Below are 23,411 nucleotides of genomic sequence, written 5' to 3'. Positions count from 1 at the left end.
TCTCAGCCGGTCGTGATGACGACCTTGCCGGTGGATTTGCGCGCGCGCATCAGGTCGAGCCCCTCCTGCGCCTTCTGGAGCGGCAGGATGTGGCTGACATGCGGTTTCAGCCGGCCGTCGGCATACCAGGCGAACAGCTGCGCCAGGCTGTCGGTGACGACCTGCGGCCGGAAGGCGAGGTAGCCGCCCCAGTAGAGCCCCAGAACCGAGATATTCTTGACCAACAGGTGGTTGGCCGGAATTTTCGGCACCTCACCACTGGCAAAGCCAATGGTCAGGATGCGGGCCTCGGGACGGCAGGCGCGCATCGCGGACTTGAACTGGTCTCCGCCGACGGGATCGTAGACGACATCGACGCCCCCCAGGGCGCGGCACGCCTCCCGGATATCCTCGGTTTCGGCGTCGATCAGGTGATCGGCCCCGGCCTTGCGGGCAACCTCCAGTTTGTCAGCACCGCGGGCGCAGGCGATGACGGTGGCACCCATCAGCTTGCCGATCTCGACCGCGGTCAGACCGACGCCGCCCGCCGCGCCGAGAACCAGCAGGGTCTCGCCCGGTTGCAGACGGGCCTTGTGATCGAGGCCGACATGGCTGGTGCCGTAGGCGATCTGAAACGCCGCCGCGTCGGTAAAGCTCATCTGATCGGGCAGGACCACTGCGCGGTCGGCGGGAAAGCAGCCCCGTTCCGCCAGGCCTCCCTGACCGCCGAAAACGGCAACGCGGCTGCCGATGGCGGGTCCTTCGACCCCGTCCCCCAGCGCCTCTACCGTGCCTGCCACTTCCATGCCGAGAGTGAACGGCGTGTCGGGCGTGTCCTGATACTCGCCCTTCAGCATCAGCAGATCGGCAAAATTCAGCCCGCAGGCATGGATTTGCAATCCGATCTCCCCGGCGGCGGGCCGGGGCGCCTCGATGTCCTGAAGGGTTGCGGTTGTATCGTGCGAATCGATCCGGAACGCGCGCATCTGGATGCTCCTCATCAATAATTGTCGGATCGGACCGGCATCTTGCCCGGATAATCGAAGTCCCGAAACGATGTCAAACGCGTGCTCTGGTTGTGGACAACCTATACAAAAGAAGTATATGCCCGTTTAGATTGTAGGTATAAGGGACCGATCCCTTATTCGGGGTGCAATACTTCTTGCTATACAGAATCTCAGCACTTATTTTCTCGTCAGTGTCGCTGGGATGCGCGGCCTATTATTTTTTTAACGCCCGCCCGGGAAATTATGACTTCAAACCGGGTTGGCACCTGAGGAAAGGACTGCCCATGCCGCACCCCGTAGACGTGCATGTCGGAAAACGTATTCGCCATCGCCGCTGGCTGGTTGGAATGACCCAACAACAGCTGGCTGAAAGCGTCGGCATCAAATTCCAGCAAATTCAGAAATATGAAACCGGCGCGAACCGCGTCAGCGCCTCTCGCCTTTGGGACATCGCGGATGCCCTTGACGTGGAGGTCAGCTTTTTCTTTGACGGTATCGACCACGATGGCGACGCAAGAAACGAGAGCGACATGATCCCGGCGGATTTGCTGGGCGACAAGGAAGCGCTTGATCTGATCCGGTCCTATTACGCGATCCCGGAAAACCAGCGCCGTCGCCTGTTCGATCTGGCACGGGTTCTCAGCGACGTCGCTTGAGCCGGTCCTAGAAGCCGTTTATCCCCGCCATGAATTTAAAAGGTGGGGATAAAATGACCCGGAACGACTCTGAAATTGTTAACACGGCGCACGCGCTTGCTGATGCGGCGCGCGCCGCCATCCTGCCGTGGTTTCGCGTCGGGGCGATTGACGTGGAAAACAAGGCGTTGGCGGGATTCGACCCGGTCACCGCCGCCGACAGGGCCGCGGAAGCCGCGATGCGCGAGGTGTTGGCCGAGCGCCGCCCAGACGACGCGATCCTTGGCGAGGAAATGGGCGAAACCCCGGGCACGAGCGGCCTGACCTGGGTTCTGGACCCGATTGACGGCACGCGCGCCTTCGTGGCCGGGGCGCCGACATGGGGTGTTCTGATCGCCGTCGCCGATCAGGGCGGCCCGGTCTATGGCCTGATCGACCAGCCTTACATCGGGGAGCGGTTCGAGGGCGGCTTCGGCCGCGCCGGGATGCGCGGACCGCACGGCGTGCGGGCGTTGAAGACAAGGGGGGAGGCGCCGCTGTCGCAATCGACCGTCTTCACCACCTTTCCCGAGGTCGGCACCGAGGCCGAGGGCGCGGCATTTCGGGACGTGGCCCGCCAGGCGCAGCTGACCCGCTACGGGCTCGATTGCTATGCCTATGCGCTCGTCGCCTGCGGGCAGGTGGACCTGGTGATCGAGGCCGGGCTCAACGCGTACGACATCCAGGCGCCGATCGCGGTGATCGAGGCCGCTGGCGGCATCGTCACGGACTGGAGCGGCGGGCCGGCACACGGGGGCGGGCGCGCCGTCGCGGCCGCGGGACGGCAACAGCACGAGGCGGCCCTGGAGATCCTTGCGCGCCATCTCTGAGGGCTGGCGTCTGGCGTGATCCGGCTGCAGCGGATAGGGTCGGCTCATGCCTGTCCGGATCTGCCTTCTTGCGGTCATCGTCGCCTTGACATGCCAACTGGCCGTGGCCCAGGACGCGACCGATCGGAGCGCCGCCGCGCGGGACTGGGTCAACAGCTTTCGCGCCGCGCGCGGACTTTCCCCCGTGAGCCTTTCCGACAGGCTGACCCGCGTGGCCTCGACCCATGCGGCGGACATGGCCCGAAAGGGGTATTTCAGCCATACCGGATCGGACAAGAGCAGCGTGGGGGACAGGGCGCGGCGCGTGGGCTACGGCTATTGTTTCATTGCCGAGAACATCGCCAAGGGACAACGCGGGCTGGACGCGGTTCTGAACGGTTGGGCCGGATCGTCCGGGCATCGCAGGAACATGCTGGCCCCGCGGGCCCGGGAGATGGCGGTGGTCGAGGCGCCGGGACGTATCTGGGTGATGGTGCTGGGGCGCAGCGGCTGCTGAGATAAGAGGCGTCACGACCGCCCTGAAAACACAACGGGGCACAGCAGGCGGCCGATCGGCCTGGCACAAGGGATACACCCGGATTGTGTCGCTTTTGCGGGGATTTGACGGTGGGCACTGGACCCTGCCATGGCAACATGCGATCACCAGAGCCTGGCCAGGCCACGACCGGGAGGGCGCCTCATGAACTTCGAAATCCGACCGCATGTCGCGGAGCTGCTGGAGCGGGTGCGGGCGATGGTGCGCGATGACATCATGCCGATGGAGGCCCCGTACCACGCGGAGGTCGAGAAGGGCGACCGCTGGAGCTATACCGAGCGCCAGGCCGAGATCCTGGAAGGGCTGAAGGCCCAGGCCAAGGCGACGGGCCTGTGGAATTTCTGGCTGACCGATGGTGAAGGCGGCGTGGGGCTGAGCACGGTCGAGTACGCTTATTTCGCCGAGGAAATCGGCAAGACGCCGATGGCGGCGGAGGTGTTCAACTGCAACGCGCCGGACACCGGCAACATGGAGGTGTTCCAGAAATACGGCACCGACGACATGAAGGCGCGGTGGCTGGCGCCGCTGCTGGAGGGAGACATCCGCTCGGCCTACCTGATGACGGAACCCGACGTGGCGAGTTCGGATGCCACGAACATCTCGCTGAGCTGCGTGCGGGACGGCGACGACTATGTTCTGAACGGCGAGAAATGGTGGGCGACAGGGGCAGGCGACCCGCGCTGCGCGGTCTATATCGTGATGGCCAAGACTGGCGATGACGACATGCCAAAGCATCAGCGGCATTCGATGATCGTGGTGCCTGCGGATACGCAAGGCATTGAAAAACTTAGGCCAATGACGGTTTACGGCGCTGATGATGCGCCGCATGGGCACATGCATTTCCGTTTCACCGATGTGCGGGTTCCGGCCGAGAACATGCTGCTTGGCGAAGGGCGCGGCTTCGAGATTGCGCAAGGCCGGTTGGGGCCGGGGCGCATCCACCACTGCATGCGCGCCATCGGGCAGGCCGAGGCGGCGCTGGAACTGATGTGCCGCCGCGCCTTGCAGCGTGAGGCCTTTGGCAAACCGCTGGCCCAGCTGGGGGCGAATTTCGATTATATCGCTGAGGCCCGGATGGAGATCGAGCAGGCGCGGCTGTTGTGCCTGAAGGCCGCGTGGATGATGGACCGGGGCGATGCACGGGCGGCGGCGCCCTGGATCAGCCAGATCAAGGTCGTGGCACCCAAGGTGGCGCTGAAGGTGGTGGACGAGGCCGTCCAGATGTTCGGCGCGCAGGGCATCAGCCAAGACACGCCGCTGGCGGCGATGTGGACGCATCTGCGCACGCTGCGGCTGGCCGACGGGCCGGACGCGGTGCATCGGCGGCAGGTGGCGCGGACGGAATTGCGCAAATACACGCAACAGAAGATCTGAGCGCCTGCCGCGCCGCCGGGCGCAAAATTTTTTCGAAAAAATTTTGCCACCGCGACAAGGCGTGCCTTGGCGCCATCCTGGCAGGCGGAGGTTAACGGGGTCTGAAAATTCCGTACTTTTGCGCTCGACATCCCGGCGCGCCGCGGGCTTTATGCCGCCATGAGTTCAGAGTTGAATGCGCGGCCCGGCTGGGGTGTTTTCTGGATGGTCGTGACCGGTGTGCTGTTTGTCGGTGTGACCGCCATGGTGAAGCTTCTGGGCACGCGAATCCCTGCGACTGAGGCGGCGTTTCTTCGGTACGTGCTGGGGCTGATCTTTCTTTTGCCGATGCTGGGTACGCTGAGCCGCCTGCGGCTGGACCGCGGCACCTGGGGCCTGTTCGCCGCGAGAGGGCTCGCGCATTCCGCCGGGGTGGGCCTGTGGTTCTTTGCCATGGCACGGATCCCGCTCGCGGACGTGACGGCGATGAACTATCTCTCGCCCATCTATGTCACGCTGGGGGCGGCGCTTTTTCTGGGGGAAAGACTGGCCATGAGGCGGGTCATGGCCATCGTCGTGGCCCTGATCGGCGCGTTCATCATCCTGCGCCCGGGGTTCCGCGAGCTGGGGCCGGGGCATTTCGCGATGTTGTTCACCGCGGTGGCCTTCGGCGGGTCGTACCTGCTGGCCAAGATGCTGTCCGACCGCTGTGCGCCCGGGCTGGTGGTGGCGATGCTGTCGATCACCGTGACGATCGGGCTGGCGCCCATGGCGCTGAGCAACTGGGTGCCGCCAACCCTTTGGGAACTGGCGATTTTGATGGGGGTCGCGGCCTTTGCCACGGGGGGGCATTACACCATGACGCTGGCGTTTCGCGCCGCCCCCTTGGCGGTGACGCAGCCGGTGACGTTTTTGCAGCTTGTGTGGGCGGTGCTGTTGGGGGTGACCTTTTTCGCCGAACCCTTTGATCCGTGGGTGATTTTGGGCGGGTTGGTGATCGTGGGATCGGTCAGTTTCATCAGCTGGCGGGAGGCGGTACTGAAGCGCCGCGCGGTGACCCCGGCGGCGCATCAGACAAAGTTCTGAATTACTTGGTTAATTTTGGCAAGAACGCCGAAAACGGCACGTCGGTATAACGTCGGTATCCGGGTGGTATCGCGTCGGTGCGATTTTTCGCGGGGGGCGGCCTTGCCGCACCGGGCGGCGCGGCAAGGGGCGATCCATATTTGCGTGTCAGGCCGTGAGCACTGCGTAGAGTTCGTCCTTCAGCCGGGCGCGCTCCTTGCGCATGTCCGTCTCGGCGGCGGGCGAGACCGGGGTCACGTTGGTTTCCGCCGCGTGGATCTGCCGGTTGACGGTGTGGTACTCCTCCATCAGCCGGGCGAAATGCGCGTCCGAACTTTTCAGCGCCGAGATGCGGTCGGCCATGTCGGGGAAGTCGTCGTGCAGTTCGTGCGGGGTGTGTGACATCCGGGGTCCTCCTTTGTGTTCGCGTGTCGAAGGAGAGGTTAGGCGCGCGCCGGGGCGCGCACCTTGATGCGGATCAAACCGGCGCGAGGATCAGCGTTGCGCGGTCTGCCATTCTGGGTGAATCCAGGCCTGGGCATTGTCCGCCGGAAGCGAGCGGTCGAGGACGTGATCGGCCATCTTCTCGCCCACCATGATCGAGGGGGCGTTGAGGTTGCCGTTGGGAATGCGCGGGAAGACCGAACTGTCGGCGACGCGCAGGCCCTCGACGCCGATCACGCGGCCTTGCGGGTCGACCACGCTGCGCGGGTCGTCGGCCCGGCCCATGCGGCAGGTGCCGCAGGGGTGATAGGCGCTTTCGGCGTGTTCGCGGATGAAATCGTCGAGCTGGTCGTCGGACTGCATGTCCGCGCCGGGCTGGATCTCGTGTTTCGAGAACGGAGCGAAGGCGTCCTGGGCAAAGACCTCGCGCGTGAGGCGGATGGCGCGGCGGAAATCCTGCCAATCGCTGTCGCAGCTCATGTAGTTGAAGAAGATCCGGGGCGGCGCGGCGGGGTCGCCGGAATTGAGGGTGACCGCCCCGCGGCTTTCGGAACGCATGGGGCCGACATGGGCCTGGTAGCCGTGGCCCTCGGCCGCCGCCTGGCCGTCATAGCGCACGGCGATGGGCAGAAAGTGGAATTGCAGGTCGGGATAGTCGACGCCCGCTGCGGAGCGGATGAAGCCACAGGATTCGAACTGGTTGGTGGCACCAGGGCCGGTGCGCCCCAGCAGCCAGGTGAGGCCGACGAGGGCCTTGCCCGGCAGGTTCCAGTATTTGTAGAGGCTGACCGGCTGGGAGGCGGCCATCTGGACGTAGACCTCGAGATGGTCCTGCAGGTTGGCGCCGACGCCGGGGCGGTCGGCGATCACGTCGATGCCGTGGTCGGAGAGATGCGCGCCGGGGCCGATGCCCGACAGCATCAGGAGCTTGGGCGAGTTGAAGGCGGAGGCGGAGAGGATCACCTCGGCATTCGCGCCGATGATTTCCTGACGGCCCTTGCGGGTGACCTCGACGCCGATGGCGCGGCCGTCCTCGAAGACGACGCGGCCCGCAAGGCCGCGGATGACGTCGCATTTGCCCGATCTGAGCGCGGGCTTGAGATAGGCGTTGGCGGCCGACCAGCGCTGGCCCTTGTGGACGGTCATCTCGAAGGGCGCGAAACCTTCCTGCTGTTCGCCGTTATAGTCGGGCGTCACCGGGTAGCCCGCCTGTCGGCCCGCCTCGATGAAGGCGCGGGTGAGGGGGTTGGCCATCTGGCCGCGGGTGACGTGCAGGGGGCCGTCATGGCCGCGCCAGTCGGGGTCGCCGCCATGGCCCGCGTCCGTCCAGTTTTCCAGGCGTTTGTAATAGGGCAGGACGTCGGCATAGCCCCAGCCGGTGGCGCCTTCGTCGCGCCAATGGTCGAAATCGCGGGCGTGGCCGCGCACGTAGACCATGCCGTTGATCGAGGAGGACCCGCCGATGACCTTGCCGCGCGGGGCGGCGAGGCGGCGATTGTTCAGGTGGGGTTCCGGCTCGGTGCGGTAGCCCCAGTCATACATCTTCATGTTCATAGGGTAGGAAAGCGCGCCGGGCATCTGTATGAAGGGGCCGGCATCGGTGCCGCCATGTTCGATGACCAGAACGGAATGGCCCGCCTCGGACAGGCGGTAGGCCATGGCGCAGCCGGCGCTGCCGGCCCCGACGATGACGTAATCGGCTTGCATCAGGGACCTCGCTTGGATGGTGGGCGAAGGAGCGGGGCGCTGCCCGCTCGCGGAAGGAGGGGGGCGCTGCCCCCCACGGCGAACCTGCGGTTCGCCGCTCCCCCCGGGATATTTATGGCCAGAGGAAGAGGCATCAGGCGCCCTCGGCCCGCAGGGTGTCGTAGGGGACCATGACGTGGGTTTGGTAGGCGGGGCGCCCGGTGAGGCGGTTGTAATAGGCCTCGACCGTCGGGTTTGCGGCGCGGGGGACGTCGATGGTGAACCAGCGGTAGAGCAGGTGGCCCGCGACGATGTCGGCGGCGGTGAAGTGGTCTCCGCAGATGTAGGGCTGTGCGTCGAGCTGGTCGGCGAGGCGCGCGAGGTGCCCGTCGAAAGCGGTTATGGCGGCGGCGAGACGGGCCTCGTCGCGGTCGGCGGCGGGGGTGCGGACGCGGGGCCAGAAGATGGGGTGGGTGAAGCTCGCCGCCAGCGTGGTCTTGGCCCATTCGGCCCACATGTCGACAGGGGCGCGCCCGGCGGGGTCGGCGGGCCAGAAGGCGCCGCCGTCGCCGTAGCGCGACGCGAGGTAGCGCAGGATTGCAGTGCTTTCCCACACCACGAGGTCGCCGTCGCGCAGGACCGGTACCTTGCGGTGCGGGTTCATGGCGCCGAATTCAGGCGTGTCGAGGCCGCCATGGGCGTGGCCGTAGTCGAGCCGCTCGCAGTCGAGGCCAAGCTCGGCGAGGGTCCACATGACCAGTTGCACGTTCGAGGAGGTGGCGCGACCATAGACGGTGAGCATCATTCGCCCCTCGGGAAGCGGGCGTTTTCCTCGACCACGTTGAGATCCATGTGGTTGCGCATGTAGCGCTCGGACGCCTTTTGCAGGGGCTGGTAGTCCCACGGGTAATAGCCGCCCTGGCGCAGCGCTTCGTAGACGACCCAGCGGCGGGCCTGGCTTTCGCGGACCTGGGCGTCGAAGGCCTCGAGATCCCAGCGGGCGGCGGCCTCGACGCGGAAGCGCTCGAGGGTGGATTTGTGCGCGGGGTCCTCGGCCAGGTTGGTGAGTTCCAGGGGGTCGGCGTCGAGGTCGAAGAGCTGTTCGGGGTCGAGCGCGCAGTTGGTGTATTTCCAGTGCTCGTGGCGCAGGCAGACCAGCGGAGAATAGGAGGCCTCGGCGGCGTATTCCATCGCCACGGGGCTTTTGCGGGTCGAGCCTTGGCCCGTTGGCACCAGGCTTTCGCCGGCGACCCAGGGCATGACCTCGGACATGTCGACGCCCGCGAGGTCGCAGAGCGTGGGGCAGACGTCGATATTGCTGACCGGCTCGGTGACGAGGCCGGGTTTCATCGTTGGGGCGGAGATCATCAGGGGCACGCGGGCCGAGCCCTCGTAGAAGGACATCTTGAACCACAGGCCGCGCTCGCCCAGCATGTCGCCGTGGTCGGAGACGAAGAGGATGATGGTGTCGTCCTCTTGCCGCGTGCCGCGCAGGGCCTCCATCACCTCGCCGATCTTGTCGTCGAGATAGGAGATATTGGCGAAATAGGCGCGGCGGGAGCGGCGGATGTCCTCGTCGGTGATGGTGAAGCTGCGCCAGTCGTTGGCATCAAAAATGCGCTGCGAATGGGGGTCGTGATCCTCGTAGTCCATCGCGGGCACGTCGGGCAGGAGGTGCTCGCAACCCTCGTAGAGATCCCAGTATTTGCGGCGCGCCACGTAAGGGTCGTGCGGGTGGGTGAAGCTGACCGTCAGGCACCAGGGGCGGTCGTCATGGCCGCGCCCGTAGTCATAGACCTTGCGGGTGGCGTGGTAGGCGACCTCGTCGTCATATTCCATCTGGTTGGAGATCTCGGCCACGCCGGAGCCGGTGACCGAACCCATGTTGTGGTACCACCAGTCGATCCGCTCGCCCGGTTTGCGGTAGTCGGGCGTCCAGCCGAAATCGGCGGGGTAGATATCGGTCGTGAGGCGTTCCTCGAAGCCGTGAAGCTGGTCGGGGCCGACGAAATGCATCTTGCCCGAGAGGCAGGTCTGGTAGCCGGCGCGGCGAAGATGGTGGGCGTAGGTGGGAATGTCGGCGGAGAACTCGGCGGCGTTGTCGTAGACGCGGGAGCGCGAGGGTAGAAGGCCCGACATGTAGCTGGCGCGGCCGGGGGCGCAGAGCGGCGAGGCGGTGTAGGCGTTCTGAAAGCGGGTAGACCGTTCGGCCAGCGCCTTGAGGTTGGGCGCGTGCAGCCAGTCGGCGGGGCCGTTGGGGAAGAATTTTCCGTTCAGCTGGTCGACCATGAAGATGAGGATGTTGGGACGTGTCATGTGGGGGCGCCTTTGGGAAGTGAGGTGTCGATGTAGTGCAACAGCACACCGATGGCGGTTTCGCCCGAGAGCGGTGCGCTGTGCAGCGCCTGCCGGATATAAAGGCCGTCGATCATCGCGGCCAGACCGCGTGTGAGGGTGCGGGCGTCTTCCGCCGGGGCAAGCTGGCGGAAGGCGTGGTGCAGGTTCGAGCGCAGGCGGCGGTGGTAGACATGCAGAAGGCGGCGCGCCTCGTCGGATTTCTGGGCCTGGACGTAGAAATTGAGCCAGGCGGCGATCATCTCGTCGCGGAACTGGCCCGGCGCGAAGCTGGCGCGGATGATGGCCTCGAGCCGTTGGCGGGGCGTTTTGGCCATGATCAGCGCGCCGCGCACCTCGGCCCCGTAGAGGGTGAGGATGTGGCGCATGGCGGCGGCGAAGATCTGTTCCTTGGAGCCGAAATAGTGATGCGCCAGCGCCGAGGACATGCCGGCGCGGCGGGCGATCTGGCTGACGGTGACGTCGAGCGAGCCGCGCGCGCCGATCTCATGGATCGTGGCCTCGACCAGCGCGGAGCGTCGAATCGGTTCCATTCCGATCTTGGGCAATTGGTCCTCCGTGACTGACGGCCCCATGCGGTATTGAGTTTTGATTGACTCGTCAATCAATAAACGTATTGTCTGCGTCAACAGGGGATAGGGATCAAGAATGGGAGAGGCGAAGCTTTCGCGTTGCACGGGGTCGCACGTGGCGTCTAAGGTTGCCGGGATGTCGTTTTCGGGCCACGCCGAGGGATCTCAGCGCAGCCAAGAGGCTTTTGACGCCAACCCTGAAATTGGCGGCCCCGGACATACGCGCGTCATGCGCAGAGCATAACAGAGTATCGTGTCAACAAGGGAGAACATGACATGTCATTGATCAAAGGCGGACTTCTGGACCGTCGCGGATTTCTGAAAACCACGGTCGCGGCGGGTGTCGCGGCGGGTCTGCCAGGGGCGTCCTTTGCCCAGAGCACGCCAAAGCGCGGCGGTGACCTGCGCGTGGCCAAGGGCCACGGACAGACGACGGACACGCTGGACCCCGGCCAGTGGGAGAACGGTTACATGCTGGCCTTGGGCTTCGGCATTCACGGCCGTCTGACGGAAGTGGCGCCCGACGGGTCGCTGGTGCCGGAACTGGCCGAAAGCTGGGAAGCGTCCGAGGATGCCAGCGAGTGGCGGTTCAAGATCCGCCAGGGTGTGACGTTCCACGACGGCAAGTCACTGACCGTCGATGACGTGGTCGCGTCGATCAACCACCACCGCGGCGAGGATTCGACCTCGGCCGCGGGGCCGATCGTGGCGCCGATCACGGACGTCAAGACCGAGGGTGACGACACGGTCGTGTTCACGCTGGATGGCGGCAACGCCGACTTTCCTTTCATCCTGTCGGATTATCACCTGGTGATATGCCCGGCGACGGAGGACGGCATCGACTGGCAGTCGGGCAATGGCTGCGGCAGTTATGTCCTGAAGAACTTCAACGCCGGTGTCAGCAGCCAGTTCGAGCGCAACCCGAACCATTGGCGCGACGACGTGGCCTGGTTCGACACGGTCGAGATGCTGGCTGTGGTAGACCAGAACGCGCGCACGACGGCGCTGGTCTCGGGCGACGTGCAGGCGATCGACCGGGTCGACCTGAAGGCTGCGGGCCTTTTGGGCCGCAACCCCGGCGTGACCATCGAGTCGGTGGCGGGCACGCAGCATTACACCTTCGCAATGTCCACCAACACCGATCCCTATACAGACAACAACATCCGTCAGGCCCTGAAATGGGGAATCAACCGCGAGGAGCTGGTAGAGAAGATCCTGTTCGGCTACGGCTCGGTCGGCAACGACCATCCGATCGGGCAGGGGCAGCGGTTCTTCAACTCCGAGCTTGAGCAGAAGACCTATGACCCCGACAAGGCGAAGTTCTTCCTGAAAGAAGCGGGGATGGACAGCATCGACATCAACCTGTCGTCGTCGGATGCGGCGTTCGGCGGCGCGGTGGATGCGGCGATCCTGTACCAGGCGTCGGCCAAGGAAGCGGGCATCAACATCAACGTGGTGCGCGAACCGAAGGATGGCTACTGGTCGGACGTGTGGATGAAGAAGCCCTTCACCGCCGTTTACTGGGGTGGCCGGCCTGTCGAGGACCAGATGTTCGCCACGGCCTATCAGTGCGGGGCGGCGTGGAACGACAGCTTCTGGTGCAATGACCGGTTCGAGGAACTGCTGGTCAAGGCCCGTGCCGAGCTGGACGAGGACAAGCGCCGGGAGATGTATTACGAGATGCAGGACCTGGTGGCCAACCAGGGCGGCGTGGTGATCCCGATGTTCGCCAATTACGTCTTTGCGGTGGGCGACAAGGTCGCGCATGGCGAGATGGCGTCGAACTGGGACATGGACGGCGAGCGCTGGATGGAGCGCTGGTGGATGGCCTGATATTCGGGTTTATTCGTGAGATTTGGAGGACCCCCGGTTTGGCCGGGGGTTTTTCTTTTGGCGGAGGGAGGTGAGTTGGAAACCCACCCTACGCGAGAGGTCCCGGATCAAGTCCGGGACGGGTGTATCTTGGTGCCATCGCACGGCTATCCGACCTTGTAGGGTAAGACTCCACGTTCGTCTGGGGTGACTTGCAAGCGGCGTTCCAGGGGCGGCACGGAGCGTTGGTGGCAGTGGGTGCGCTCGCAGATGCGGCAGGAGATTCCGATGGGCTCGTAGGCTTGCGAGAGCGTTAGGTCGAGATCGTCGGCATAGACTAGCGCGTCGGCGTGTTTCACCTCGCAGCCCAGGGCGATGGCGAAGCGGCGGACGGGTGCGCCAAAGTGCCCGCCGCGCTTGGAGACGTCGCGCGCGAGACTGATGTAGCGCACACCGTCGGGCGTTTCGGCCAGCTGGCGCAGGAAGCGGCCGGGGGTCTCGAATGCGCGGTGCACGTTCCAGAGAGGGCAGGCCCCGCCGAAGCGGGCGAATTGCAGGCGCGTGGCGGAGTGGCGCTTGGTGATCGTGCCGGCCTGGTCGACGCGGACGAAGAAGAAGGGCACGCCCTTGGCGCCGGGGCGTTGCAGGGTCGACAGGCGGTGGCAGACCTGTTCGATCGACGCGCCGAAGCGGGTGGCGAGGCGTTCGAGGTCGTGGCGGTGCTCCTGCGCCGCTTGCAGGAAGGCGGTGTAGGGCATCAGCGCGGCCCCGGCGAAGTAATTGGCCAGACCGATCTTGGCGATGTCGCGCGCGGCGGGGGACTGGAACCGGGCGAGGTCGAGCGTGGCCTCGATCAGCTTTTCCTGTGTCAGCAGGGCAACTTGCAGGAGGAGTTGAAAGCGGCGTGTCTCGGGTTCGGCGTGGTTCGAGAGATAGAGGATCCGCGCGTCACGGTCGTAGTGGCGCAGGCGCGCGTCGTCGCTGTCCACCACCTTTATGCCGAGCGTGTCCAGCCGCGCCTCGGCCAGCTCGGTGATGCGGCGGGGGCCGGAGGCGGGGCCGGCGAAATGCTCGGCCGCGCGGTCGACGGCGTCGATGTAGTTGTCGCAGTAATGGAAGAAGTCGCGCACCTCGTCCCAGGGGGAGGTCTGGGGGCGGGCATCCTCGCGCCCCAGCGCCTCGTCGAGGGAGGCGAGGCGTTCGTGGGTGTCGCGGTAGGCGCGGTGCAGTTCGAGAAAGGCGCGGGCCATGGCGGGGGCGTTGGAGGCCGTCAGGCGCAGGTCGCTGAGGCCGGGGATGTCGTCGGCGAAGACGGCGTCGGCCAGCGCCTCGCGCATGTCGGTCACCAGCCGTTCGGCGTCGCCGGTGGCCAGTTCCGTGACGTCGAAGCCGAATTCCTGCGCCAGCGCCAGGATCACCGTGGTGGAGACCGGGCGGTTGTTGTTCTCCATCTGGTTCAGATAGGGCAGGGAGACGCCGAGCTTGGCGGCGAAATCCTTTTGCGTCAGGGCGAGGCGCTGGCGCGTTTCGCGCAGCTTGGCGCCGGCATAGAGTTTCTGAGTGGCCATGGGCGGCTCGCTTTGCAGGTTTGCGTGGGCGCAGGTTTAGGTTTGCAAAGCCATATGCGCAAGGGCGGTGTTCAGATCGAGGGCACGCCCACCTGCCGTTCGCGCAGGATGACCAGGGTGATGGCGAGAATGCCGCCAAGCGCCGTCAGCAGCATCAGCCACACCAGCGGGAAGGCCCCGGTGCCGGGTCCGAGCAGGGCGCCGGCCAGCGCCGAGAGGCCCGCGCCGCCGCCGATCATCAGGAAGCCGGCAAGGCCACTGGCGGTGCCGGCGAGGCTGGGGCGCACGGACAATGCGCCGGCGGTGGCGTTGGGGATTGTCATGCCGTTGCCCAAGCCCATCAGGGTCATCAGGCCGAAGAACGTGTAGGGCGTGCTGACCCCGGCATAGAGCGTGGCGAGGTTGACGGCGTGGCCGATGGCGTTGGCGAGCGCGCCGTAGAACACCATGCGGTTGATGCCGATCCGGGTGGAGAAGCGGCCCGACAGGAAATTGCCGGTGAAATAGCCCACGGCGGGGGCGCCGAAGAAGAGGCCAAGCTCCGAGGGTGTCATGCCGAAGACCTCTGTGCCCACGAAGGGCGCGCCGCCGAGATAAGCGAAGAAGGCACCAGAGGAGAGGGCGGCGGCAAGCGCGTAGCCCCAGAAACGGTAGGAGGTGAACAGCTCGGGGTATTCTGCGAACTGGTCGCCGAAGGTGCGGCCTTCCAGCGGGGCGGTCTCCCCAAGGTCGGTCCAAACCAGCCAGAGCACGGCCGCGCCCATGGCGAAGAGCGCCCAGAAGCTGCCGTGCCAGCCGAAGGCGGCGTCGAGCATCCCGCCGATGGCCGGGCCGATCATGGGCACGACGGACATGCCCATGGTAACGTAGCCGATCATCGAGGCGGCCCGGTCGGCGGGCACCATGTCGCGCACCACGGCGCGCGACAGGACCATGGCGGCGACGATGCCGCCCTGGAACATGCGGAAGATCAGGAAGACCCAGATATTCGTGGACATCAGGCAGCCCAGTGTCGCCAGCAGGAAGATCACCAGCCCGCCAAGGATCACCGGGCGGCGCCCGACGCGGTCTGAGATGGGGCCGATCAGCAGTTGCAGGATGGCGTTGATGCCAAGGTATCCGGCGACGGCGAGTTGCATCACGCCGTAATCCGTCTCGAAATAGGCGGTCATGCCGGGCAGGGACGGCAGGAAGATGTTGAGCGCCAGTGTCGAGATCCCCGCCAGCACGATCAGGGTAAAGATGTGCGGCGGAGTCGTGCGGTCGAGGAGGCGAACTGTGGGCATGGCAAAGGCGCTATCCCGGAGTGCGGGGGATGTCCAGATGGGGCGGAGTCCGCCGGGTGATTTCCGGGAACGGGCGGCCGGGGCCGGCACGTTTGCAGTGGATCTCCATGGCCCGGCTCAAAGGCGGGCGCGGTGCGGACCCTTGATAAACGCGCGTCGCCGGAGCAGCATGTCCCCAAGGTTATTCGATCGGGACAGGTATTCCATGTTCCCAAGATATTTCGGGACGGATGCGCAGAAGCGCATGCAAAAGATGGCCTTTCAGCTTTCTTTCTTGCTGGAGGACGATCCTGACTTCGGCACCGAAGGCCGTATGTGGGGGATCGACGCGCCCGAGTTTGCCGAGACCCACAAGGTGGCCGCGCTTGCCTGGCTGCAGGGGGCCACGGTCAACCATTATGTTCCGAAATCCCGCGAAGCGCGATTTGCCGAGGACTATGCGCGCCTGGGTCTGGCGAATGACAGATGGGACCAGTTCATGGGAGGGCGGAACTGTTTGTCCCGTTGCGCGGACTTCCTTGAGGGATTTGCCGTGCCGGATCGGTACCGTCTGCACCGGGTCGGACCGGAGACGCCGGCGTCCATTCTCGACGCGCTTGAACAGACCGCATCGGCCTGCGGTGTGTTGCCACCCATGACGCCCGTTCTGTTCGGGCAGTTGCGCAAGGCGGCTTACTTCTGCCTCGAAGCCCCGGACGGAGGTGTTGCGGCCTGCGCGGGGGCCTGCATGCGCAATCATTCCGACAGCCGCTTCGGACAGGCCGCGTGGTGGGGCATGCTTGCGACGCGCGCAGAAGATCGCGGCCAGGGCCTGTCGCTGTATCTGGGGGCGATGGTGGCGTGCATCATGCACGCGCAATTCGGTGTCGAGGAATTCTATACCGGGGTGCGGTCCGACAACATGGTGTCACGGCACGTCTGCCAGAAACTGGGCGTGTATGACAGTGACTATGCCTGTCTTGCCATTCTCGATCCGGCGGCCTTCGGCGAGGGCGGCTATACAAAGTGATCGGCGTGCCGTGCGAGCGACAGGGGTCGTGCATCGCGACCGGAAAGATGCCGGGCGGGTTGCTGACGGAGCGGACGGTTTGCAGTTTTGCAAGTTAGCAGGCAGCGCTTCGCGGGATTTGGCAAATTTGCGGAAATCCTCTTGGATGGGGTGCGCGCAGCCGGTAGGGTCGCGCCAGCAAATCAAGGGGGCCTCGATGAAAGATATCCTTCAGGAACTGGACACGCGCCGCGGCAATGCGCGGCTGGGCGGCGGGCAGAAGCGGATCGACGCACAGCACGAGAAAGGCAAGCTGACCGCGCGGGAGCGGATCGACCTGTTGCTGGACGAGGACAGTTTCGAAGAGTTCGACATGTTCGTGGCCCATCGCTGTACCGATTTCGGGATGGAGAAGAACCGGCCCTATGGCGACGGCGTGGTGACCGGCTGGGGGACCATCAACGGTCGGCAAGTCTACGTGTTCAGCCAGGATTTCACCGTGCTGGGCGGGTCGGTGTCGCATACCCACGCGATGAAGATCTGCAAGATCATGGACATGGCGATGCAGAACGGCGCGCCCGTGATCGGCATCAACGACTCGGGCGGGGCGCGGATCCAGGAAGGCGTGGATTCTCTGGCGGGCTATGGCGAGGTGTTCCAGCGCAATATCGAGGCGTCGGGCGTGGTGCCGCAGATCAGCGTCATCACCGGGCCCTGCGCGGGGGGCGCGGTCTATTCGCCCGCGATGACCGACTTCATCTTCATGGTGCGCGACAGCTCCTACATGTTCGTGACCGGCCCCGACGTGGTCAAGACCGTGACCAACGAGCAGGTGACGGCGGAGGAACTGGGCGGGGCGTCGACCCACACGAAAAAATCCTCGGTCGCCGATGCGGCCTTCGAGAACGACGTGGAGGCGATGGCCGAGGTGCGGCGGCTGGTGGACTTCCTGCCGCTGAACAACCGCGAGCCGGTGCCGGTGCGCCCGTTCTTCGACGACCCGGACCGCGCCGAGACGAGCCTGGATACGCTGATCCCGGACAACCCCAACATGCCCTACGACATGAAGGAGTTGATCGTGAAGGTCGCCGACGAGGGCGATTTCTACGAGATCCAGGAGGATTTTGCCAAGAACATGGTCACCGGGTTCATTCGCTTGGAGGGCCGCACGGTGGGCGTGGTGGCGAACCAGCCGATGGTGTTGGCCGGGTGCCTGGACATCGACTCGAGCCGCAAGGCGGCGCGGTTCGTGCGGTTCTGCGACTGTTTCGAGATCCCGATCCTGACCTTTGTCGACGTGCCCGGCTTCCTGCCCGGCACCAGTCAGGAGCATAACGGCGTCATCAAGCACGGGGCGAAGCTGCTCTTTGCCTATGGCGAGGCGACGGTGCCTAAGGTGACGGTGATCACGCGCAAGGCTTATGGCGGGGCTTACGTGGTGATGAGTTCCAAGCATCTGCGGGGCGACATCAACTATGCCTGGCCCACGTCGGAGATCGCGGTGATGGGCGCCAAGGGGGCGACGGAGATCATCCACCGGGGCGACCTGGGCGATGACGAGAAGATCGCCAAGCACACGGCGGATTACGAGGAGCGGTTCGCCAACCCCTTCGTGGCGGCGGAGCGCGGGTTTATCGACGAGGTGATCCAGCCGCGCAGCACGCGCAAGCGGGTGAGCCGGGCCTTTGCGGCGCTGCGCAACAAGAAGCGCAAGCTGCCGTGGAAGAAGCACGACAATATTCCGTTGTAGGGCGGGATTTATCCCGCCATGGGCGGCGGGGTGAACCCCGCCCTACGAGATTGGTCGAAGGTACGAATTGAGATGAGCCGGGGGTTTCATATCCTGCGCGAGACAGGCGCGGTGACCGTGGCGCGGCGGGTGCCGGTGCGGTTCGACGTGAGCGCCGAGGCGCGCTTTGGCCCGCTGCGCAAGCTGGCGCTGGCGCAACAGGTGCGGCAGGACCTGTGGCGCGCCTTGAAAAACGTGCGGGGGTTTGCGCCGGTCGTCAGGGTCGTGGAGGCCGAGGATGGCGTGACGCTGACCGCGGGCGGGCAGGTCGAGGGGCGGCATGACCGCGCCCGGCTGGAGGAGACCGTCGCGGGGCTCTTGGCCGATCCGCGCCATGTGGCGCGCTGGACGAGGTGGGCGCGATGAAGGGGATGTTGGCAGGGGCGCTGGCCGCGCTGATGGCGCTGGCCGCCCCAGAGCAGGGCGAGGCGCAAGAGGAGGAGCGTCTTGTCCTGCCATCGGGGCTGGAGGCGGAATTGCAGGAGACCATCACCGGCGAGGCGGCGATGGGCATGACGGTGCGCTTCCGCTTCGTGGCGGAGGATTTCACCGGCACCGAGGATTTCGAGGTGCAGACCGCGGACCTTGAATACCTGTGCAACGACTATGCCCTGCCACGTCTGGCGCCTGGGGAAAGCCCGCCCGACAGGGTGGTGATCTCGGTGGCCGACAGGCCGTCGGAATTCGGCCGGTTCGACCCCGATGTGACGCAGATTTTCGAGAGTTTCTCGGTCAAGGACGCAACCTGTATCTTGGAGCTGTTCTGATGAATACACAATATGTTGCGGATCAAAGCGCGGCCCTGCGCGGGTTTGAGGCTTTCCAGACACAGGCAGGCGGGATCGCGCCGGGCAGATATGAAACGTTGACGGATTCCGCTATTGTCACACTTGGTTACATATCCGTGACCCATTCCTCGAACGAGGGGCAGATGGGGCGTTTGGCGCGCCATGTGCTGGAGTACAGAGACAGGAGACAAACATGTCGAACAGCATCAAGAGCATCCTCGCGGTTGGTCTGGTTGCCATCGTGGCAGCCTGCGGTCAGCAGCAGCAAGAAGAAGAATTCGTCGTGGTCGATCCGGAGCCGATCTCGGTCGAGCCGACCTATACCGGCAAGCTCAAGTAAGCACCCGAACGCACGACAGGGGCAGGCCCTCGGGCCTGTCCTGATCCACTCTGTCTTGATGGACGGCGAGACCCGGCGGTCCCTGCGCGGTTGCGGAGGCGGGTCATGATCAAGCACCGCGGCTTTCCGGGTCGTCTGCCCGGCAGCGATTTCCAGTTCACCATTCGCCGCGCCAACCCCAAGGGCGCCACCGCCATCGTGCGGCGCGAGCGCTATCGCGACCGGCGTCCGGCCGACAAGCGCGCCGACACCGCCTTTGTCCGTGCCCTGTGGGAGGCTTTCGGCGATCAGCCCTTCGAGCGGGGCAACCTGGATGCCGGGCGGCTGAGCTGGCTTTACGGTCGCGAAGTGCTGCCGGCCGAGGACCCGTTCGATTCGGAAAGCTACGAAGCGCTGCTGGTGCTGGACGTGGCGGCGGCAAGGCGCGCCTTTCCGGATGCGTTCGAGGAGGGAGGGCCGGCATGATTGGCGCAGCTCCGGTCCTTTATTTGGGCACGTTTTTGCCGACGACGCGCGGATTCACGCGAATTGCAGCCGATCACCCGCAGGATGAGACTTGGGGGTTGGCGCAATGCCAGATTGCGTGCACCGTCACTATCGTAGTGGCGGCCTTCCCCCAATGGGCCGAGACATACCGTCTAAACCGTTACCCTTCCCCTGATGGGCGGCCTTATGCATTTTTGCAGAGGCCGCCCTTTTTTACGTGCGAGTCAAAGCCTTACGCGGATAGGCGAGGTTGCGCCCAAATCTCCCGGCGCCGGAGGACGGGCTTTGATTCCGCCGCGGAACTGGCGTTGAGTGAACGCAATTCAGAACAAGACGCGCGAGGCGACATCCGATGCAGTTCCGTAAATCCCTTCCTCTCTTCCTGTGCCTTCCGGTTTTCCTGGCGGCCTGCGGCGACACCGTGCCGGAACAGGCGCTGTTCGGCGGGGCCGCGGGCACCGGCGCGGCGGCCGTCGTGGGAGGATCACTGCTTACCGGGGCGGCGGTGGGGGCCGCGGGCAACGTGGCGTTCTGCCAGGTCTACCCGGACAAATGCCTGTAGCCTGAATTCCGCGCCCTTCACCGGGCGGCTCAACCTGCATGAAACCACCCCTCGCGCCAGCGGGGCGGTGGTTTTTTCGTATCATCCCCGTCCGGCAGGCTCGCCGGGGCGGGCAAGACTGAAGGGGACGTGAGATGTTCAAGAAAATCCTGATCGCCAACCGGGGCGAGATCGCCTGCCGCGTCATCAAGACGGCGCGCAAGATGGGCATTCAGACGGTGGCGATTTACTCGGACGCCGACGCCCATGCGCTGCATGTGGAAATGGCCGACGAGGCGGTGCATATCGGCCCGCCGCCCGCGTCGGAAAGCTATATCGTCATCGACAAGGTGATGGAGGCCATCCGCCAGACCGGCGCCGAGGCGGTGCATCCCGGCTATGGCTTCCTGTCGGAAAACCCCAAGTTCGCCGAGGCGTTGGAAGCCGCCGGCGTGGCCTTTATCGGGCCGCCCAAGAAGGCCATCGAGGCGATGGGCGACAAGATTACCTCGAAGAAGATCGCCGCCGAGGCGGATGTGAACACGGTGCCGGGTCACATGGGCCTGATCGAGGACGCCGAGGAGGCGCTGAAGATCTCGGAAGAGATCGGCTTTCCGGTGATGCTGAAAGCCAGCGCGGGCGGCGGCGGCAAGGGGATGCGGATCGCGTGGAATGCCGAAGAGGTGCGCGAGGGGTTCCAGGCGTCGAAGAACGAGGCGGCGAGCAGTTTCGGCGACGACCGGATGTTCATCGAGAAATTCGTGACGCAACCGCGCCATATCGAGATCCAGGTGCTGTGCGACAGCCACGGCAACGGGGTGTACCTGGGCGAGCGGGAATGCTCGATCCAGCGGCGGAACCAGAAGGTGATCGAGGAGGCGCCGAGCCCGTTTCTGGACGCCGAAACCCGCAAGGCGATGGGCGAGCAGGCCCTGGCGCTGGCCCATGCGGTGGGCTATTCCAGCGCGGGCACGGTGGAGTTCATCGTGGATGGCGACAAGAACTTCTATTTCCTCGAGATGAACACGCGGCTTCAGGTGGAGCATCCGGTGACCGAGCTGATTACCGGCGTGGACCTGGTGGAGCAGATGATCCGCGTGGCAGCGGGCGAAAAGCTGTCGCTGAGCCAGGATGATATCACGCTGACGGGCTGGGCGATGGAAAGCCGGCTTTATGCGGAGGATCCTTACCGGAACTTCCTGCCCTCGATCGGGCGGCTGGTGCGCTATCGCCCGCCGGTGGAGGTGGCGGCTGGTCCCTTGCTGGACAAGGGCAAGTGGCAGGACGAGGCCGAGGCCGGCGAGACGGCGGTGCGCAATGATACCGGCGTCTATGAAGGCGGCGAGATCAGCATGTATTACGACCCGATGATCGCGAAGCTGTGTACGTGGGCGCCCGACCGGGGCGCGGCGATCGAGGCGATGCGCGTGGCGCTGGACAGCTTCGAGTTGGAAGGGATCGGGCATAACCTGCCGTTCCTGAGCGCGGTGATGGACCACCCCAAGTTCGTGTCGGGCGACATGACCACGGCCTTCATCGCCGAGGAGTACCCGGACGGGTTCGAGGGCGTGGAGCTGGAGGAGGCGGCGCTGCGGCGGATCGCGGCCGGTTGCGCGGCGATGCACCGGGTTGCGGAAATCCGGCGCACGCGGGTGTCGGGCCGGATGGACAACCACGAGCGCAAGGTGGGCGACGACTGGGTGGTCAGCCTGCAAGGCATCAGTTACGAGGTCAGCGTTGCCGCCGATCGCGGTGGCGCCACGGTGACCTTCGAGGATGGCGCCACGCACCGGGTGTCGAGCGACTGGACGCCGGGCGACGCGCTGGCGGTGCTGGACGTGGATGGCGAGACGGTGGTGCTGAAGGTCGGCAAGGTGTCGGGCGGGTTCCGCATCCGCAATCGGGGCGCGGACCTGAAGGTGCATGTGCGCACGCCTCGGCAGGCGGAACTGGCGCTGTTAATGCCCGAGAAACTTGCCGCTGATACATCCAAGATGCTGCTGTGCCCGATGCCGGGCCTGATCGTCAGTGTGAACGTTCAGGAGGGCGACGAGGTGCAGGAAGGCCAGGCGCTCTGCACCGTCGAGGCGATGAAGATGGAGAACATCCTGCGGGCCGAGAAGAAGGCCGTGGTGACGAAGATCAACGCCGGACCGGGCGACAGCCTGGCGGTGGATGACGTGATCATGGAGTTCGAATGACGCGGTGACCCTGCGCGGTCCTCATATCCTGCCGGCGGCGATGGCGGGCGCGGTCCTTCTGGGGGCCTGCGCGCGCGATGACGAGGCGTCGATGCGCGCGCGGCTGTCGCCGTGGTTCGCCTTGGGCGAGACGCTGGCGTTTTCGTCCAGGGCGCGCTGTGCCGCGGCGGCGTTCCGGCTGGTGAGCGCCGATATCGGGGCCGCGGTGCCCGTGGAGCGCAATGTGCCCGACATGCTGCGCGCGCTGCCCCGCCGGGGCGTGGCGGCGCTGGACGACCCCGATATGACGCCGGATGCGGCGATGGTGGACGCGGTCAACACGCAGCGCACGTTCGGGATGCAGATGCGCCGTGCGGGGCTGGAGGCGCGGCCTTGCATGGACGGCAAGGTGGGGGTGGAGTTCCGCCGCCTGCTGATGCGCCCGGACACCGTGCTGGCCTATGAGACGACCGACGGCACGCTGATGCTGATGGACCGCGCCAACCGGGTTCTGGTGGTCGCGGCGGGAGAGCGGACATGAACGCTGCGCGGGATCAGTTGCCGCTGAGCCGGTCGCGGATTTCCTGCTGCCGTATGGGCATCTTGTCGATGGCGCGGGACAGCTCGCGCACGCTCCACGGCGCTGGTTTGCGCAGCTCGACCTTGCCGTCCTTGCCGATGAGCGCCAGCATGAAGCCGCGCGGCCGCAACCTGCGGCGCAGGTCGCTGTCGGCGGAGGGGTCGGTGTCGGTCAGCACCACGACATCGCGCCGGTCCAGATCGTCCAGCCGGTCGGTGATGAAGTTCATCTGTTCGATGAAGCGCGGGTCCGAGGCGTTGTCGGCAAAGACGACGATAGGGCGCTTTATCCAGAGAAATTCGTTCAAATCGACGCTTTCGCCGTCAAGTATGATCCCGTCCTCCGGCGATCCGTCGGTCGCGCGGGCCGTGCCCGCGACGAGTGATATCGACGTAAGTGCCAGAAAAGAAAGAACGATCAGCTTGCGCATTGGGCCTCCTGCTGGACCAGATATAAGGCCCGACGCGCCGAATGCGAAGGCCGTTTGGCCGCAGGCCCGCGAAAATTTTACCGTTAATCCCGTGGTCAGGTCCCGCGGTGCAGGCTGGCGCGA

General features: G+C 65.3%; 24 protein-coding genes. 15 read left to right on the top strand and 9 right to left on the bottom strand.

Annotation, left to right across the window (positions count from 1 at the left end; translation table 11 throughout):
• Positions 1-2 precede the first annotated feature (2 nt).
• Positions 3-965, bottom strand: coding sequence for an NADPH:quinone oxidoreductase family protein (locus tag FIU85_RS04360; RefSeq protein WP_152495990.1), 963 nt, complete (start codon positions 963-965; stop codon positions 3-5).
• Positions 966-1,270: 305 nt separating this feature from the next.
• Between FIU85_RS04360 and FIU85_RS04355 the strand changes: the two genes are divergently transcribed.
• The 5 genes from FIU85_RS04355 to FIU85_RS04335 all read left to right on the top strand — a co-directional run bounded on the left by FIU85_RS04355 (position 1,271) and on the right by FIU85_RS04335 (position 5,464).
• Positions 1,271-1,642 carry a helix-turn-helix domain-containing protein gene (locus FIU85_RS04355; protein WP_152491905.1) on the top strand — a complete coding sequence of 124 codons (372 nt, stop codon included), beginning with the start codon at positions 1,271-1,273 and terminating at the stop codon, positions 1,640-1,642.
• Positions 1,643-1,695: 53 nt separating this feature from the next.
• Positions 1,696-2,490, top strand: a complete 795-nt coding sequence (hisN, locus tag FIU85_RS04350; protein ID WP_254703001.1) for a histidinol-phosphatase — start codon at positions 1,696-1,698, stop codon at positions 2,488-2,490.
• A 46-nt stretch (positions 2,491-2,536) separates the two neighbouring features.
• On the top strand, positions 2,537-2,986 hold the full coding sequence (locus tag FIU85_RS04345) for a CAP domain-containing protein (RefSeq protein WP_152495988.1): 450 nt from the start codon (positions 2,537-2,539) through the stop codon (positions 2,984-2,986).
• 183 nt (positions 2,987-3,169) lie between these two features.
• Positions 3,170-4,399: an acyl-CoA dehydrogenase family protein gene (locus FIU85_RS04340; RefSeq protein WP_152495987.1), complete on the top strand. Its 1,230-nt coding sequence runs from the start codon at positions 3,170-3,172 to the stop codon at positions 4,397-4,399.
• Between the two features lie 159 nt (positions 4,400-4,558).
• Positions 4,559-5,464: a DMT family transporter gene (locus FIU85_RS04335; RefSeq protein ID WP_254701812.1), complete on the top strand. Its 906-nt coding sequence runs from the start codon at positions 4,559-4,561 to the stop codon at positions 5,462-5,464.
• Between the two features lie 147 nt (positions 5,465-5,611).
• On the opposite strand, the gene FIU85_RS04330 is transcribed toward FIU85_RS04335, so the two are convergent.
• The 5 genes from FIU85_RS04330 to betI all read right to left on the bottom strand — a co-directional run bounded on the left by FIU85_RS04330 (position 5,612) and on the right by betI (position 10,461).
• The gene (locus tag FIU85_RS04330; RefSeq protein ID WP_152495986.1) at positions 5,612-5,848 is read right to left on the bottom strand and encodes a YdcH family protein; all 237 of its coding nucleotides are present in this window, start codon (positions 5,846-5,848) and stop codon (positions 5,612-5,614) included.
• 90 nt (positions 5,849-5,938) lie between these two features.
• Positions 5,939-7,594 carry a choline dehydrogenase gene (betA, locus tag FIU85_RS04325; protein ID WP_152495985.1) on the bottom strand — a complete coding sequence of 552 codons (1,656 nt, stop codon included), beginning with the start codon at positions 7,592-7,594 and terminating at the stop codon, positions 5,939-5,941.
• Between the two features lie 133 nt (positions 7,595-7,727).
• On the bottom strand, positions 7,728-8,375 hold the full coding sequence (locus FIU85_RS04320) for a glutathione S-transferase family protein (protein WP_152498176.1): 648 nt from the start codon (positions 8,373-8,375) through the stop codon (positions 7,728-7,730).
• Positions 8,375-9,889 (bottom strand): choline-sulfatase, encoded by a 1,515-nt coding sequence (gene betC, locus FIU85_RS04315; protein WP_152495984.1) that lies wholly within the window; start codon positions 9,887-9,889, stop codon positions 8,375-8,377. Before betC ends, FIU85_RS04320 begins: the two co-directional genes overlap by 1 nt.
• A complete protein-coding gene (betI, locus tag FIU85_RS04310; protein ID WP_152498175.1) occupies positions 9,886-10,461 on the bottom strand; it encodes a transcriptional regulator BetI in 576 nt (191 codons plus the stop codon). The genes betC and betI overlap by 4 nt, the downstream gene beginning before the upstream one ends.
• A gap of 315 nt (positions 10,462-10,776) precedes the next feature.
• Between betI and FIU85_RS04305 the strand changes: the two genes are divergently transcribed.
• A complete protein-coding gene (locus FIU85_RS04305) occupies positions 10,777-12,333 on the top strand; it encodes an ABC transporter substrate-binding protein (protein WP_152495983.1) in 1,557 nt (518 codons plus the stop codon).
• A gap of 146 nt (positions 12,334-12,479) precedes the next feature.
• Here the strand turns inward: FIU85_RS04305 and FIU85_RS04300 are convergent, their stop codons facing one another.
• Together FIU85_RS04300 and FIU85_RS04295 are read right to left on the bottom strand one after the other, a co-directional pair.
• Positions 12,480-13,880: a short-chain fatty acyl-CoA regulator family protein gene (locus FIU85_RS04300; protein WP_152495982.1), complete on the bottom strand. Its 1,401-nt coding sequence runs from the start codon at positions 13,878-13,880 to the stop codon at positions 12,480-12,482.
• 71 nt (positions 13,881-13,951) lie between these two features.
• Positions 13,952-15,166 carry a multidrug effflux MFS transporter gene (locus FIU85_RS04295; RefSeq protein ID WP_152495981.1) on the bottom strand — a complete coding sequence of 405 codons (1,215 nt, stop codon included), beginning with the start codon at positions 15,164-15,166 and terminating at the stop codon, positions 13,952-13,954.
• A 253-nt stretch (positions 15,167-15,419) separates the two neighbouring features.
• Here FIU85_RS04295 and FIU85_RS04290 point away from each other — a divergent pair, with 253 nt between their 5' ends.
• From FIU85_RS04290 to FIU85_RS04255, 9 genes are all read left to right on the top strand, one after another.
• Positions 15,420-16,175, top strand: coding sequence for a hypothetical protein (locus FIU85_RS04290; protein WP_172978793.1), 756 nt, complete (start codon positions 15,420-15,422; stop codon positions 16,173-16,175).
• A 196-nt stretch (positions 16,176-16,371) separates the two neighbouring features.
• On the top strand, positions 16,372-17,904 hold the full coding sequence (locus FIU85_RS04285) for an acyl-CoA carboxylase subunit beta (protein ID WP_152491917.1): 1,533 nt from the start codon (positions 16,372-16,374) through the stop codon (positions 17,902-17,904).
• A gap of 72 nt (positions 17,905-17,976) precedes the next feature.
• The gene (locus FIU85_RS04280; RefSeq protein ID WP_152495979.1) at positions 17,977-18,309 is read left to right on the top strand and encodes a hypothetical protein; all 333 of its coding nucleotides are present in this window, start codon (positions 17,977-17,979) and stop codon (positions 18,307-18,309) included.
• A complete protein-coding gene (locus tag FIU85_RS04275) occupies positions 18,306-18,710 on the top strand; it encodes a DUF6497 family protein (protein ID WP_254703000.1) in 405 nt (134 codons plus the stop codon). The genes FIU85_RS04280 and FIU85_RS04275 overlap by 4 nt, the downstream gene beginning before the upstream one ends.
• Before the next feature lie 214 nt (positions 18,711-18,924).
• The gene (locus FIU85_RS21905) at positions 18,925-19,071 is read left to right on the top strand and encodes a hypothetical protein (protein ID WP_172978052.1); all 147 of its coding nucleotides are present in this window, start codon (positions 18,925-18,927) and stop codon (positions 19,069-19,071) included.
• 105 nt (positions 19,072-19,176) lie between these two features.
• Positions 19,177-19,536 carry a hypothetical protein gene (locus tag FIU85_RS04270; RefSeq protein WP_152495978.1) on the top strand — a complete coding sequence of 120 codons (360 nt, stop codon included), beginning with the start codon at positions 19,177-19,179 and terminating at the stop codon, positions 19,534-19,536.
• Positions 19,537-19,909: 373 nt separating this feature from the next.
• Positions 19,910-20,119 carry a hypothetical protein gene (locus tag FIU85_RS04265; protein ID WP_152495977.1) on the top strand — a complete coding sequence of 70 codons (210 nt, stop codon included), beginning with the start codon at positions 19,910-19,912 and terminating at the stop codon, positions 20,117-20,119.
• Between the two features lie 134 nt (positions 20,120-20,253).
• Positions 20,254-22,299: an acetyl/propionyl/methylcrotonyl-CoA carboxylase subunit alpha gene (locus FIU85_RS04260; protein WP_152495976.1), complete on the top strand. Its 2,046-nt coding sequence runs from the start codon at positions 20,254-20,256 to the stop codon at positions 22,297-22,299.
• Between the two features lie 4 nt (positions 22,300-22,303).
• Positions 22,304-22,819, top strand: coding sequence for a hypothetical protein (locus FIU85_RS04255; RefSeq protein WP_152495975.1), 516 nt, complete (start codon positions 22,304-22,306; stop codon positions 22,817-22,819).
• A gap of 13 nt (positions 22,820-22,832) precedes the next feature.
• Here FIU85_RS04255 and FIU85_RS04250 read toward each other — a convergent pair whose 3' ends face one another.
• Positions 22,833-23,288, bottom strand: a complete 456-nt coding sequence (locus FIU85_RS04250) for a DUF4174 domain-containing protein (RefSeq protein WP_152495974.1) — start codon at positions 23,286-23,288, stop codon at positions 22,833-22,835.
• Positions 23,289-23,411 lie beyond the last annotated feature (123 nt).

The sequence above is a fragment of the Roseovarius sp. THAF8 genome, assembly GCF_009363735.1.
In the GTDB taxonomy this organism is placed as follows: domain Bacteria; phylum Pseudomonadota; class Alphaproteobacteria; order Rhodobacterales; family Rhodobacteraceae; genus Roseovarius.
Note: the sequence above shows the minus strand (reverse complement) of the source record. Positions and strands in the feature narration are given on the sequence as shown.

What these genes read in the sequence shown, in the direction of transcription:
- FIU85_RS04360 (WP_152495990.1), bottom strand. Translation starts at nt 965, where the DNA reads ATGCGCGCGTTCCGGATCGATTCGCACGATACAACCGCAACCCTTCAG.
- FIU85_RS04355 (WP_152491905.1), top strand. Translation starts at nt 1,271, where the DNA reads ATGCCGCACCCCGTAGACGTGCATGTCGGAAAACGTATTCGCCATCGC.
- hisN (WP_254703001.1), top strand. Translation starts at nt 1,696, where the DNA reads ATGACCCGGAACGACTCTGAAATTGTTAACACGGCGCACGCGCTTGCT.
- FIU85_RS04345 (WP_152495988.1), top strand. Translation starts at nt 2,537, where the DNA reads ATGCCTGTCCGGATCTGCCTTCTTGCGGTCATCGTCGCCTTGACATGC.
- FIU85_RS04340 (WP_152495987.1), top strand. Translation starts at nt 3,170, where the DNA reads ATGAACTTCGAAATCCGACCGCATGTCGCGGAGCTGCTGGAGCGGGTG.
- FIU85_RS04335 (WP_254701812.1), top strand. Translation starts at nt 4,559, where the DNA reads ATGAGTTCAGAGTTGAATGCGCGGCCCGGCTGGGGTGTTTTCTGGATG.
- FIU85_RS04330 (WP_152495986.1), bottom strand. Translation starts at nt 5,848, where the DNA reads ATGTCACACACCCCGCACGAACTGCACGACGACTTCCCCGACATGGCC.
- betA (WP_152495985.1), bottom strand. Translation starts at nt 7,594, where the DNA reads ATGCAAGCCGATTACGTCATCGTCGGGGCCGGCAGCGCCGGCTGCGCC.
- FIU85_RS04320 (WP_152498176.1), bottom strand. Translation starts at nt 8,375, where the DNA reads ATGCTCACCGTCTATGGTCGCGCCACCTCCTCGAACGTGCAACTGGTC.
- betC (WP_152495984.1), bottom strand. Translation starts at nt 9,889, where the DNA reads ATGACACGTCCCAACATCCTCATCTTCATGGTCGACCAGCTGAACGGA.
- betI (WP_152498175.1), bottom strand. Translation starts at nt 10,461, where the DNA reads ATGGAACCGATTCGACGCTCCGCGCTGGTCGAGGCCACGATCCATGAG.
- FIU85_RS04305 (WP_152495983.1), top strand. Translation starts at nt 10,777, where the DNA reads ATGTCATTGATCAAAGGCGGACTTCTGGACCGTCGCGGATTTCTGAAA.
- FIU85_RS04300 (WP_152495982.1), bottom strand. Translation starts at nt 13,880, where the DNA reads ATGGCCACTCAGAAACTCTATGCCGGCGCCAAGCTGCGCGAAACGCGC.
- FIU85_RS04295 (WP_152495981.1), bottom strand. Translation starts at nt 15,166, where the DNA reads ATGCCCACAGTTCGCCTCCTCGACCGCACGACTCCGCCGCACATCTTT.
- FIU85_RS04290 (WP_172978793.1), top strand. Translation starts at nt 15,420, where the DNA reads ATGGCCTTTCAGCTTTCTTTCTTGCTGGAGGACGATCCTGACTTCGGC.
- FIU85_RS04285 (WP_152491917.1), top strand. Translation starts at nt 16,372, where the DNA reads ATGAAAGATATCCTTCAGGAACTGGACACGCGCCGCGGCAATGCGCGG.
- FIU85_RS04280 (WP_152495979.1), top strand. Translation starts at nt 17,977, where the DNA reads ATGAGCCGGGGGTTTCATATCCTGCGCGAGACAGGCGCGGTGACCGTG.
- FIU85_RS04275 (WP_254703000.1), top strand. Translation starts at nt 18,306, where the DNA reads ATGAAGGGGATGTTGGCAGGGGCGCTGGCCGCGCTGATGGCGCTGGCC.
- FIU85_RS21905 (WP_172978052.1), top strand. Translation starts at nt 18,925, where the DNA reads ATGTCGAACAGCATCAAGAGCATCCTCGCGGTTGGTCTGGTTGCCATC.
- FIU85_RS04270 (WP_152495978.1), top strand. Translation starts at nt 19,177, where the DNA reads ATGATCAAGCACCGCGGCTTTCCGGGTCGTCTGCCCGGCAGCGATTTC.
- FIU85_RS04265 (WP_152495977.1), top strand. Translation starts at nt 19,910, where the DNA reads ATGCAGTTCCGTAAATCCCTTCCTCTCTTCCTGTGCCTTCCGGTTTTC.
- FIU85_RS04260 (WP_152495976.1), top strand. Translation starts at nt 20,254, where the DNA reads ATGTTCAAGAAAATCCTGATCGCCAACCGGGGCGAGATCGCCTGCCGC.
- FIU85_RS04250 (WP_152495974.1), bottom strand. Translation starts at nt 23,288, where the DNA reads ATGCGCAAGCTGATCGTTCTTTCTTTTCTGGCACTTACGTCGATATCA.